Below are 12,483 nucleotides of genomic sequence, written 5' to 3'. Positions count from 1 at the left end.
GGGGCGCGGCCTGCTCAGGTGTCGGGCTCGATGAGGTTGCGCCGCATGGCGTAGAGCGCCGCCTCGACCCGGGAGTGGAGCTGGAGCTTCTCGAGGATGTTGCGCACGTGGTTCTTGACCGTGTTCTCGCTGATGAACAGCTGGGACGCGATCTCCTTGTTGGCCTTGCCCCGGGCCACGAGCCCGAGGACCTCGAGCTCGCGCTCGGTGAGTCGAGGGCCCGGTGCGGCGTCCTTGGGCGGCTCGTTGCTCAGCCGGGAGAACTCGGCGATGAGCTGGCTGGCCATGTGCGGCGGGATCATCGACTGACCGTCGTGGGCCATGCGGACCGACTGCGCGATCTGCTCGGTCGGCAGGTCCTTGAGGAGGTAGCCACTCGCGCCGGCCTTGATGGCGGCGAAGAGGTCGGACTCGTCGTCGGACGCCGTGAGGATCAGGATCTTGGTGCGGGGCGCCTTCTCCTTGATCGCCGTGCATGCCTCGATCCCGCTGTTGCCCGGCATGCGCACATCGAGGAGGACGACGTCGGGGTCGAACTCGAAACACTTCTCGACGGCCTCGATGCCGGACGCTGCCTCGGCAACGATCTCCAGGTCGGGCTCCAGGCCGATGACGGCCTGCATGCCACGACGATAGAGATCGTGGTCATCGGCGATGACGATGCGGATGCGGTAGTCACGGGCCTCCCCCGGGGACGGGGCCCGTGATCCCTGCTCAGTTGGGGGCGGACTCACCACGCAATCGTGACACGGTGTGTCCGCCCCCGTCTGACGATTGGACAACCTCGTCCGGGACAGCGACGGAGGTCACGCCCTCAGGAGGCCTCAGCGCGCTCGGCGACAGGGGCGGGCACGGGAGGACCGGGATCCACGAGGATCGCATCGGGGTCCTCGGCGCTGTGGGGGGCCGACTCGTCGAGGTCGAGGTGGATCACACCGTAGGACCATCCGCGGCGCCGGTAGACGACGCTCGCCTTGTCGGTCTCGGTGTCGTGGAAGAGGTAGAAGTCGTGCCCGACGAGCTCCATCTCGCGCAGCGCCTGCTCGAGGTTCATCGGGGCGGAGGTGTGGACCTTCTCGCGGACCTCGATGGGCGAGTCGACGAAGGGTCCGGCGTCGTCCTCGGGTGCTGCGGCGTCGTCGGGACCGGTCTCGTCGGGGACGTAGGCGGTGGCGCTCGCCACCGACTCCTGCGTGTGACGTCCGCGTCGCACGGTGCGGTCGTGCTTGCGACGGAGCCGCTCGAGGAGCTTCTCGAGAGCGACATCGAGCGCGGCGTACTTGTCCTCCTGGCAGGCTTCGGCACGCACGACGGGTCCCTTGATGTGGCACGTGATCTCCACGCGGTCACAGGCCTTGGACTGTCGACGGTTCGCTTCGTGGCTGATGACGACCTCGATCCGGCGGGTGCGCGGCGCGAGCTGCTGGACCTTGTCGAGCTTCTCCGCGATGTGCTCCCGAAATCGGTCCGAGACGGTTGTGTGACGTCCGGTGACGACGATGTCCACTAGTCCTCCTGAGGATCGGTGTGCCTGGCTCTACCAGTAGGCGCCTGTCGAGGGCTAAGGGCGGCGGCACCACCTCCACGGGAGGATGCGTCTCATGCACCGACGTTAGACCTGTCGCCAGACCCTTTCAAGTGGAGGCCCATCTGTTTGTCCATCGACCGCCAAACGCCGCCTCGTAGCACCGATGGCGGCGGCCAGGACCTCGGCGGCGCCGGCGTCGCGCAGGGCCCGCGACGCCTCGGCGAGGGTCGCTCCCGTCGTGATGAGGTCGTCGACGACCACGCACACCGCGCCCTCGACGACGCGTCGGTGACGCTCGCGCACGACCATGGCGCCAGCCAGGTTGAGGGCACGCTCCGCGGCGTCGAGGGCGGACTGGTCGCGGGTGATCCGCGTCGGCGCGAGCACGTCGGCGACGAGCGCCCGACCGGCAAGACCCTCGGCAGCCGAGGTCACGAGCGGACGGAGAGGCACGTCGCCTCGCCGCCGGCGGGCCCGTGGCGAGCCGGGCACGGGGACGACCACGAGCCCCCGTCCACGCAGTGCCCTGCGCGCGCCTGCGTTGCTGCCGGTCGCGGCGCCCAGGGCCGGAGCCAGCCAGGCGGAGAGCGGTCGCGCCAGGTCGCGCCGCTGTTCGTCCTTGTATGCCGTGACGACGGCACGCAGCGCACCGCTGGCCTCCCCCGACACCCAGCACTGCGGCATACCGGGTGGGCACGGTGACGGCAGGGCAACCCGCGGCGACGGGTGCAGGCACTCCTCGACCGCCGCGCGACACCCGGGGCACAGCGGCCCGTCGGGGCGGTGGCAGAGCGCGCACGAAGCGGGCAGCACGAGGTCGAGCAGGTCGGAGAACATCGAACGACCCTGTCGCACATAGGGATCGCGCGCCAGGAGCTCGAGAGACGCTGTGGACGGGGCCGGCCCGTCCACGGACCTGTGGACGAGTCAGCGGGCGGGGATGACGACGTCGGTGCCGGGGCCGAGCGAGATCCACTGCTGACCTGCTCGACTCAGCACGACGCCGTCAGACGTCGTCACGAGGATGTCGCGCTCGCCCCCGCCGGACGTGATCGCCAGGCCCCTCGACACCTCGGCCAGGGACTGCTCCTGCCCGTCGACCGAGATGACGTAGGGGCGCCGTTTCTCGGTCGATCCGGCGCGACGGGCCAGGGTCGCCACCGTGAGGTCGGAGAGCCACACGAGACCGGCGAGCTCGACGAGCTTGGCGCCGAGGCGTTGGGGTGCCGCCAGCTGGGTCGGCTCCCCTCCCGGACCACGGACGACCCCAGCCAGGTCGAGCTGCGGCTTGGACCCGTCCTCGGCCGTGTGGAGGATGGCGACCCGGGAGCCGTCGGGAGAGGGCTTGGACTCGATGACGCGGCGCTCCTTGAGCCAGTCCGCGGCGACCGCCTTGGCCGCCGGCTGCCGCTGGGTCGCAGGGTCACCGGCCATGTTGAAGGCCCAGAGCCTGAGGTCGGACTCCTCGTCGAGCCCGATGCCACCGGCCCACAGGAACCCGCGGGTGTCGTATGCCGGATGGCCGACCTTGGTGCCGAAGAACGGCATCTCGTAGCGGGTAGTCCCGTGGAAGCGCGAGAGCCCCTGTCCGTCGGGGTCGACGGCGGTCATCTCGGTGGAGTCGGCGGACATGGCCAGGGAGCGGAACGTGCGGGTGAGGTCGACATGGCCCGACTTCTCGGGCTGGCGGCCGGCCGCACTCGAGCTGGGGAGGAGGAAGAGGGAGTCCCCACGGCGCACGACGGGCCGTCCCGTGCTCGAGGCCGGGGGGTCCGGGAAGCCGACCTGCTGGAGGGTGCGCACGGGAAGGTCGACGCCCGGCAGCTCCAGCGTGACGTCGCCGACACGCACGGTGACTGCCTGCACGCGCGAGTCCTGGAGCAGGGTGGAGACCAGCTGGGCCCAGACGTTCTCCCGTTGCACCCTGTCGGTGGGGACGCTCCCCGTGATCTCGACACGGGCGATGCCGTCGTTGACCGACACCGAGTCGGCCGTGAGCCGCGACCCGCGCGGGATGTCGTTGCGCACCGAACCGGCAAGGTATGCCGGTGGGTCGGCGAGCTGGGCTCGAGCCAGTCGCGTGGCGAGGTGGTCCCGCGGGAACCAGCGCCGGTCGGGGACGAGTGCGCGACGGTCCTTGGCGAGGTAGTGCAGGGTGTAGGGCTTGAGCAGGTTGCCGAGGTCGGAGGTGGTGATCCACCGACCGAAGTCCTTGGGAACCTTGCTGATCCGCCACTCGCCCTTGACGCGAGCGAACTCGAAGACCACGTTGCGACTCGTGGACGGCGCCGCGTTGACGTAGCGACCGTTGATGTCGATGGTGCCCTCCACGCCACCGGAGAGGACGGCGACGTTGGGTGGCTGCGGCTTGACCGTGAGCGGCGTGCTCGTCGAGTAGAGCAGCACCTCGCCCTCGGGCACCCAGGCCTTGGCCGCCTCCGGGGTGAGGAAGCTGCGAGCGGTCTCGTAGTCGCCGTCGCTGGCGGCACCGGCTCGGACGAAGCCGGCGGCGATCTGCTGCTGCGTCGCCTGCTCCGCCGGTCCGGGGAAGAACGCGCGCACCGGCTGGGCCTCACCGCCGCGCACCTCGAGGCCCGGCTCGACGGCCCTGCCTGCGCCCACGCTGCCGCTGCACCCGGCCAGGACCGCGGCGACCAGGGTCAGCACGAGGGCCAGAGAAGCGCCCGAACGAGGTGGCCGGCGCCGGTCCCCCGGTCGCACGACGTCGCTCACCTCCGCTCCCCCGGCGAGAGGGCCAGGGGCGACGACGTCAGGGACTCGCCCGACCGCTGCGGCAGGGTGAGACGGAAGCGCGACCCGACACCCGACTCGCCCCAGGCCTGGAGCCACCCGTTGTGCAGGCGGGCGTCCTCGAGGGCGATGGCGAGCCCGAGGCCGGTGCCGCCGGTGGTGCGGGCGCGGGCGGGGTCGGCACGCCAGAAGCGGGTGAAGACCATCGAGGCCTCGCCCTGGCGCAGGCCGACACCATGGTCCTCGACGACGACGGCGACCGCGCCGTCCCCCTCGCGCAGGCGCACGGTGATGGGCTTGCCGTTGCCGTGCTCGATGGCGTTGACGACGAGGTTGCGCAGGATCCGCTCGACCCGGCGCTCGTCGACGTCGGCCTCGACCGGCCCGGAGGCGACGACGGTGATCGTCGAGCCGCGCCGGTCGGCGAGCGGCTGGGCTGCGGCGACGACCGCCGCCACGGTGCCGCGCAGGTCGACCGAAGCCAGGTCGAGCGCGGCCGCGCCCGCGTCGAAGCGGCTGATCTCGAGCAGGTCGGACAGGAGCGACTCGAAGCGGTCGATCTCACCCTGGAGGAGCTCCGCCGAGCGCCCGACGACGGGTGAGAAGTCGGCGCGGGCGTCGTAGAGGAGGTCGCCGGCCATCCGGATGGTCGTCAGCGGCGTGCGGAGCTCATGGGAGACGTCGGAGACGAAGCGCTGCTGCACCCTGCTCAGCCCCTCGAGCTGGCGGATCTGCGCCTGGAGGCTGTCGGCCATCGCGTTGAACGACGTGCCGAGCAGAGCGAGGTCGTCCTCGCCGCGCGCCGGCATACGTTCGTTCAGCTTGCCCGACGCGAGGCGCTCGGAGACCTCGGCGGCCCGACGCACCGGCGAGACGACCTGTCTGGTGACCACCCAGGCGACGGCACCGACGAGGACCGTGAGGATGAGGCCGGCGATGCCGAACGCGGTGGAGATCAGGCTCATCGTCCTGAGCTCCTGCGTCATCGGGTAGATGTAGTAGAGGTCGTAGCGACCGGCGCCGGGCACCTCGACCCCGCTGCCGACGAAGACCGCCGGCACCTGCTGCCCGTCGATGACGACGTCACTGACCATCTTCTGCTGATGCGTCGGGTCGGCCGCGACGCGCTCGCGGATCTCGTCGGTGATGGAGGCCAGGCCGAGACCACCGGACTCGAGGGAGTTGAGCGCGATCGGGCTGTTGTTCCTCAGGCCGCGCAGCATGACGACGTAGCGCGACGGCTCGGGCCCGGGTGGGGTGAGCACGGACCCCATGATGTCCTTCGCCGCGATGTTGAGGTCCTCCGCGGTGGTCGCTGCGTTGCTGTCCCACTGCTGTTGCGCGGCGGTCGTGAGGGCCCGGGCTTCGTACTCACTCGTGAGGATCTTGTCGTCCTGCAACCCGGTGGCGATCTCGTTGTAGAGGTAGGAGCCGAGCAGGGAGACGACGACGAGGCCCAGCAGGACGGTGGTCGTGACGACCCGGAACTGGAGGGAGCGACGCCACGTGCGCAGGAGCGCCGAGACGGCCGTGACGATCGCCCGGGCCAGCCGGTGCAGGGCGCGCAGTGAGGTGCCCCCGAGCTGTTGGAGCTGTCGCGACAGCGTGGGGGACGGTGACGGTCCGGCGCCAGCAGCGGCGGTCGGCGTCTCCGCCATGGTCAGGCCGGTCCCGCCCGGTAGCCCACGCCACGCACGGTGACCACGATCTCGGGTCGCTCGGGGTCCTTCTCGATCTTGGAGCGCAGCCTCTGGACGTGGACGTTGACGAGGCGCGTGTCGCCGGCGTGCCGGTAGCCCCAGACCTGCTCGAGCAGCACCTCGCGGGTGAAGACCTGCCACGGCTTGCGCGCGAGCGCGACGAGGAGGTCGAACTCGAGCGGGGTGAGACTGAGGGACTCGCTGTCGCGCTTGACGGAGTGGCCCGCGACGTCGATCGTCAGGTCGCCGATGGTGAGGCGCTCCGGCTCGGCGTCGTTGTCGCGCCGCAGTCGGGCGCGGACGCGGGCGATGAGCTCCTGCGGCTTGAACGGCTTGACGACGTAGTCGTCGGCGCCGGACTCGAGCCCGACGACGACGTCGATCGTGTCGGTGCGGGCGGTGAGCATGACGATCGGCACGCCGGACTCGGCGCGGATGCGACGGCACACCTCGAGCCCGTCGATGCCGGGAAGCATGACGTCGAGCAGCACGACATCAGGGCGGGTCTCGCGGAAGGCCGCGAGCGCCCCCGAGCCGTCGGCCACATGGTCGACGTCCAGGCCCTCGTTGCGCAGCACGATGCCGAGCATCTCCGCAAGAGCGAGGTCGTCGTCGACGACGAGCACGCGACCCTTCACGCTCACTCCTTCAGGTGGCAGAGCTGATCCGGCGCTGTCCCCGCGCCGATTCCTCATGATCCCACAGCCCCGCCCGTGCCCGGTTCATCCCGTCTCGACGGGCGTCCTGCGTCACCTTCGGATCGGGTGACCGAACGACAAGCCCAGGTATGCCGGAACGCGAGTGTGCGGCATACCCCTGCGTAGTGCCGTCGCCAGGACGAGCCGCGTGCTCAGCGACGCGGGCGGACCGCCAGGTAGACCGTGTTCGTCGACTCCCCGCCGGTGATCGGGTTGGGGAACGGGACCACGTGCGCGTCGGCGTGCTCGAAGGCCACGCCCATCCTCCGCACGACCTCGGGCTCGGGGGGCTCGTCGGACCACAGCGCGAAGGCTCCGTCGTCGGTGAGCATCGCGCCGACGCGCGCGAAGCCCTCGACGGTGTAGAGGTCGCCGTGGTCGTCGCGCAGCAGCCAGTCGGGTGCGTGGTCGATGTCGAGCAGCACCGCGTCATAGGTCCGGTCGGCGCGACCCGCGCGCACCATGTCGAAGAAGTCGTCGCGCACGAGGCGCACCCGCGGGTCAGCCGCCAGCCCCTCGGTGTCGGGCAGCAGGTCGCGCTCGTGCCACGAGATGACCAGCTCGAGAGCCTCGACGACGGTGAGCTCAGCGACCCGGTCGTCCTCGAGGGCGGTCAGTGCCGTGTAGCCCAGTCCGAGCCCACCCACCATGACCGTCAGGGACGTGCGGTCCGCGCCCAGTGCCGCGAGACCGATCCGCGCCAGCTCGCGCTCCCCCGTGGTGAACTGGCTCGACATGAGGAAGTCGTCGCCGAGCTTGACCTCGTAGACGTCGCGCTCGGTGATGCGGTCCCAACGCTGGCGGAGGCTGACCGCACCCCATGGGGTGTTGCCCCAGTCGAGCTCCTGAATCCTCATCCACGGAGACTAGTGGCGCCCCAGTGTGAATGTTTTTTCCACAAAGTTGGCCCACCCTGGGTCTTCCCAACGCGCGGTGTCGGGCCTAGTGTCGAGGAAGTCCTCTTCCCCGGAGGCACGTGAGCCCGGAGGCACCCACATGACTGTTCGGTCAGCAACCACCACCCGCCGCACCATGATCCGACTGCCCGCAGTCGGCCTCGCCGTGGCCCTGACCGCGGCGTTCGGTCCACCTGCGAACAGCGATCCGGGAAACTCCGGCGACGCGCCCCACCGCGGCAAGATCATCAGCCTGATGAACCACATGACGCTGGAGCAGAAGGTCGGCCAGCTCTTCGTCATCGAGGTGGCAGGTCGTGACGCCAACACGGTGAGCACCACGGCCAAGGCCACGAACCAGCGCCTCTACGGCGTCGACACTCCCGCCCAGGCGATCGCGAAGTACCAGCCCGGCGGCGTCATCTACTTCACGACCCGCAACAACGACGACAACATCGGCGACCCCGCCCAAGTGGCCACCTTGTCCAACGGCCTGCAGGCCGCGGCCCTGGCCCAGCCCAGGAAGATCCCGCTGCAGATCTCGGTGGACCAGGAGGGCGGCGCCCTCGTCGCCCGCTTCGGTGCACCCGCGGTGCAGATGCCTGGCAACATGGCGCTCGGCGCCGGCCGCTCGGAGGCGGATGCCTTCCGCTCGGCCGAGGTCATCGGCAAGGAGCTGGCCGCCGTCGGTGTGACGCAGGACTACGCGCCGGACGCCGACGTCAACATCAACCCGAACAACCCGGTCATCGGTATCCGCTCCATCGGGAGTGACCCCGGCCTGGTCTCCGACCTCGCTGCGGCCCAGGTGAGGGGCTTCCGCGCAGGCGGTGTCTCCGCGGTCGCGAAGCACTTCCCGGGCCACGGCGACACCGGCGTCGACAGCCACTACGGCCTCCCCGCGGTGACCCACACGTTGGAGCAGATCCACGAGATCGACCTCCCGCCCTTCCGGGCAGCGATTGCCGCCGGAGTGGACTCGATCATGACCGCGCACGTCGTGATGCCCGCGATCGAGCCGGACGTCCCGGCCACGATGTCGCACAAGGTCCTCACCGGCCTGCTGCGTGAGGAGCTCGGCTACGAGGGGCTCATCGTCACCGACGCGCTCGACATGGCGGGTGCCGCGGCGACCTACCCGGCCGACGTCGCCCCCGTTCAGGCCCTGCTCGCCGGCGCCGACCAGCTGCTCGTCCCGCCGCAGATGGACACGGCCTACAACGCTGTGCTCAACGCCGTCAACAGCGGTGCGCTCAGCGAGAAGCGCATCGACGAGTCGGTCTACCGGATCCTGCTCCACAAGCACCAGCGCGGGATCTTCCAGGACCCGATGGTCGACGTGGCTGCGGCGCCGCAGATCATGGGCGCACCGCAGCACACTGCTGACGCACAGGCGATCACCGACCGCACGACGACCCTCGTCAAGAACGACGCCGACCTGCTGCCGCTGGCGGCTGGTCCCCGCAGGGTCCTCGTCGCCGGTTGGGGCGTCGGAACCACGCAGACCATGGCGACTGCACTCACGGCCCGCGGAGCCACCACCCAGATCCGCGAGTCCGGGACGACACCGTCGCAGACGGCGATCAACAGCGCCGTTGCGGCGGCACAGACCTCCGACCTCGTGGTGGTCTCGACCAACAACGCCTACGCCGTCAGCGCGGCCACCGGACAACCGACTGCGGCCGCGGCGGCGCAGACCAAGCTGGTGAAGGCCTTGCTCGCGACCGGGAAGCCCGTCGTGGTCGCGGCCATGCGCAACCCGTACGACGTCGCATCGTTCCCGGAGGCGCCGACCGTGGTCGACACCTTCGGCTACACCGCCCACCAGGTCGAGTCGCTGGTGCGCGTCATGTTCGGCGAGGTGAACCCGGTCGGCAAGCTGCCCGTCTCCATCCCCAAGGCGGATGGCTCCGGCGTGCTCTTCCCGTTCGGCCACGGCCTGGGTCTCTGAGGCGACAGAACAGACCCACGACGAAGGCCGGGTATGCCGGGAGCTCACGTTCCCGGCATACCCGGCCTTTGTCTGTGGTCGGGAGGCTACCGAGCGCGCGGATGCCTCTGGGTCGAGCGGGTCACTGGTTGCTGAACAGGTCCGAGATGTTGATCGCAGCCGGACCGAGGATGACAACGAAGATCACCGGGAAGATGCAGAGCAGCACGGGGAAGACGACCTTGACCGTCACCTTCTGTGCCTTCTCCTCGGCAAGCTGCCGACGGATGACGCGCATCTCCCGCGTCTGCTCCCGCAGGACACCCGCGATAGGCACACCCAACCGGTCGGCCTGAACCAGGGCCGACACGAAGTTCTTGACCTCAGGTGAGGTGTTGCGCTGGGCCATCGCCTGGAATGCCTCCCCCCGCGTCTTGCCGATGTGGAACTCGGACAGCACTCTCGCGAACTCTCCGCCGATCGGCCCCGTGACGTTGCGCGCCACCTGCCCCAGCGCAGCGTCGAAGCCCTGCCCCGACTCGACGCAGACCGTGAGCATGTCGAGGGCGTCGGCGAAGCCCTTCCTGAGCTGCTCCTGGCGTCTGATCCCGGTGTTGTAGACGAGGAGGTCGGGAAGGAAGAACAGGGCCGTACCACCGATGACCGCATAGAGGAGGCCGGTCAGCCCGAGCCCCCCGAGGAGGAGGCCGACGACGGCACCGACGACCAGTCCGATGCCCTTGGCGCCGAAGATCCGCTCGACCGGCCAGGCCGGAGGGTTTCCTGCCTTGTTGAGACTGGATGCCAGCCGCTCGGCGGTGCCCGAGGGGGAGATCCGGCGGGCCGCGCCCTTGAGCCCCTCCTCAAAGGGGACGAGAAGGCGGTCCTTGGCAGCGAGCTCGGACTTGGCCACGCTCCTGCTGTCGGGCCGGTAGTTGACCAGCTCGAGCGAGCGCGCCACCCCCGTGGTGCCCGCACCCATGGTCCCGAGCAGCACGACGACGACGCAGAGGGCCACTGCGACGAGCACGAGTGCGACGATGAGCATGTCTCACACCTCAATCTGGACGATCTTGCGCATCCACAGGTAGCCGATGACCATGCTGATCCCGCTGCCCACCAGCATGACGATGCCCACGGACCGCGTCCAGAGCAACGACGTGTATTCCGGGTTGCTCCAGGCCATGTAGAGGAAGAGCAGGATGGGGAGGGCGATGAGGATGTAGGCGGACAACCGGCCCTCGGCCGAGAGCGCGTTCACCTGACGCTTGAGCGACTCACGCTCGCGCAGGGTGTGTGCCGTGGTGCGCAGCGTGTCGGCGAGGTTGCCGCCGACATCACGTTGGATCCTGATGGCCATCGTCGTCCAGCGCATGCTCTCGCTGTCCATCCGCAGCGACATGTTGTCGAGGGCGTCGGAGACGTCGGCACCGATGCGGGTCTCGGCCAGCGCACGCGAGAACTCCTTGCCGGCAGGCTCCGCGGCGTCGCGGGCGATGGCGTCGAGCGCCTGGTTGAGGCTGAATCCGCTGGCCAGCGTGGTGGCCACGAGCATGAGGACGTCGGGGAGCATCCCTTCGAACTTCTTCGCCCGGCGAGCGGCGAGGAAGCGCAGGACCATTGCCGGGAGGGCGTAGCCCAGGACGAGCCCGAGCGGGAAGGTCAGCCACCATGGCATGGGCAGGAGGAACGGGAGCATGAGGCTCGTGACGATCACGGCGACCACCCGCAGGACGAACCACTCACCGGCCCTCAACGGGAGGTCTGCACGCTGGATGAGCCTCATCGTGTGGCTCGTCGACTCACGCTGGGCCATCACTCTGTCACCGAGCCGGACCGCCGACTGAGCGACGGCAGACGGCGCTGCCTCCTCGTGGCGGGAGATCCGCGTGGCGCCTGCCATCGTGTAGAGCTCAACCTCGGCCACGCGGTCGTGGCGCCGGGACCGGAACGGGTTGAGCACGGCGAGGGTGAGGACGAGCACCCCGACGAAGAGTGTGACGAGAGCCGCGATGAGGAACGTGCTCGTCCCCGCGCTGGCCCGGGTCAGAGCGGTCGGCGCGGCACCCGAGTCAAGAGTGACGACGGGGGTGGGGCGGGGCGATGGCAGCGCCACGCCACCGGAGCCGAAGTTGATGCTCGACTTCACGAGGAACGGGCGGCCGGTGGCCGTCCCCTTCAGGGTGAAGGGGACGATGCCGGTCAGACCGGGTGGACGGGTGATGTCGAGCTGGACCTGCGAGTCGAGGACCTTCGCCGCTGTCTGGAACGCGGTTCGGACCGCAGCCGTGTCGGTGGCCTGCACCACCGAGCCTCCCCCTGCCCTGGCGAAAGCCGCCAGAGCCGCTGGGTCGTTCTCTCCGGTGGTGAACCGGACCACCTCGACGCGGACCTGGGACGAGGTCAGCGCCTTGACCGACGCCGCGAGCCCGGGGGCCCGGTCGCCGACGGTGTTCTTGCCGTCGCTCAGCAGGACGATGCTCCGGTCCCCGTCCGGGCCCAGCATCTTCACGGCCTCGGTCACCCCGCTGAAGAGGGCAGTGTTCCCGTCAGCCCGCAGCGCATCCACCGCCCGCTGAACGGCAGCCCGGTCGTTCGTCGGAGCAACTTCGGGACCTGCCGTGTTGCCGAAGGACACGACACCCACCTTGACGTCCGCGGGAGCGGATGCGAGGAAGTCCTTGACCGCTCCTCGCACGGTCGTCATGCCACTCGTGCCCATCGACCCGCTCGTGTCGATGAGCAGGACCGTGGTTCGTTGCGCGCGCGCGGCAGGCGTCGCGGAGACCGGGGCAAGCGTGTCGCCCAGCATCGCTGTCATCCCGGGGTCGACCGTGGCCCCCTGGCCACCCGGACGCAGGGTGAGCACCCCGGTCACGTTGTCGCGTCCGATCGTCACCGAGCCAATCGTCGCCGGCACGGGGACGGGTTCGGCGACCGACGCGGGAACCGGCGCCCCCAGGGTCGCCGCGGCCGCTAC

At 69.9% G+C, this 12,483-nt stretch carries 10 protein-coding genes; 1 reads left to right on the top strand and 9 read right to left on the bottom strand.

Annotation, left to right across the window (positions count from 1 at the left end):
• Positions 1-14 precede the first annotated feature (14 nt).
• The 7 genes from ACFQW8_RS13325 to ACFQW8_RS13295 form a co-directional block, all read right to left on the bottom strand.
• A complete protein-coding gene (locus ACFQW8_RS13325; RefSeq protein ID WP_380088083.1) occupies positions 15-734 on the bottom strand; it encodes a response regulator in 720 nt (239 codons plus the stop codon).
• An 80-nt stretch (positions 735-814) separates the two neighbouring features.
• On the bottom strand, positions 815-1,507 hold the full coding sequence (gene hpf / locus ACFQW8_RS13320) for a ribosome hibernation-promoting factor, HPF/YfiA family (protein WP_380088082.1): 693 nt from the start codon (positions 1,505-1,507) through the stop codon (positions 815-817).
• Positions 1,508-1,612: 105 nt separating this feature from the next.
• The gene (locus tag ACFQW8_RS13315) at positions 1,613-2,365 is read right to left on the bottom strand and encodes a ComF family protein (RefSeq protein ID WP_380088081.1); all 753 of its coding nucleotides are present in this window, start codon (positions 2,363-2,365) and stop codon (positions 1,613-1,615) included.
• A 90-nt stretch (positions 2,366-2,455) separates the two neighbouring features.
• Positions 2,456-4,261: a GerMN domain-containing protein gene (locus ACFQW8_RS13310; protein ID WP_380088079.1), complete on the bottom strand. Its 1,806-nt coding sequence runs from the start codon at positions 4,259-4,261 to the stop codon at positions 2,456-2,458.
• On the bottom strand, positions 4,258-5,937 hold the full coding sequence (mtrB, locus tag ACFQW8_RS13305; RefSeq protein WP_380088078.1) for an MtrAB system histidine kinase MtrB: 1,680 nt from the start codon (positions 5,935-5,937) through the stop codon (positions 4,258-4,260). The genes ACFQW8_RS13310 and mtrB overlap by 4 nt, the downstream gene beginning before the upstream one ends.
• A gap of 2 nt (positions 5,938-5,939) precedes the next feature.
• On the bottom strand, positions 5,940-6,617 hold the full coding sequence (gene mtrA, locus ACFQW8_RS13300) for an MtrAB system response regulator MtrA (protein WP_380088076.1): 678 nt from the start codon (positions 6,615-6,617) through the stop codon (positions 5,940-5,942).
• 212 nt (positions 6,618-6,829) lie between these two features.
• The gene (locus ACFQW8_RS13295; RefSeq protein ID WP_380088075.1) at positions 6,830-7,534 is read right to left on the bottom strand and encodes a spermidine synthase; all 705 of its coding nucleotides are present in this window, start codon (positions 7,532-7,534) and stop codon (positions 6,830-6,832) included.
• Between the two features lie 139 nt (positions 7,535-7,673).
• Between ACFQW8_RS13295 and ACFQW8_RS13290 the strand changes: the two genes are divergently transcribed.
• Positions 7,674-9,524 (top strand): glycoside hydrolase family 3 protein, encoded by a 1,851-nt coding sequence (locus tag ACFQW8_RS13290; RefSeq protein ID WP_380088074.1) that lies wholly within the window; start codon positions 7,674-7,676, stop codon positions 9,522-9,524.
• Between the two features lie 121 nt (positions 9,525-9,645).
• On the opposite strand, the gene ACFQW8_RS13285 is transcribed toward ACFQW8_RS13290, so the two are convergent.
• Positions 9,646-10,551 (bottom strand): type II secretion system F family protein, encoded by a 906-nt coding sequence (locus ACFQW8_RS13285; RefSeq protein WP_380088073.1) that lies wholly within the window; start codon positions 10,549-10,551, stop codon positions 9,646-9,648.
• 3 nt (positions 10,552-10,554) lie between these two features.
• On the bottom strand, positions 10,555-12,402 hold the full coding sequence (locus ACFQW8_RS13280) for a type II secretion system F family protein (protein ID WP_380088072.1): 1,848 nt from the start codon (positions 12,400-12,402) through the stop codon (positions 10,555-10,557).
• Between the last annotated feature and the right edge of the window lie 81 nt (positions 12,403-12,483).

This window comes from Knoellia altitudinis (assembly GCF_042666355.1).
Classification (GTDB): Bacteria; Actinomycetota; Actinomycetes; order Actinomycetales; family Dermatophilaceae; genus Knoellia; species Knoellia altitudinis.
The sequence above is the reverse complement of the archived record's forward strand: the minus strand, read 5'-3'. Positions and strand labels throughout refer to the sequence as shown.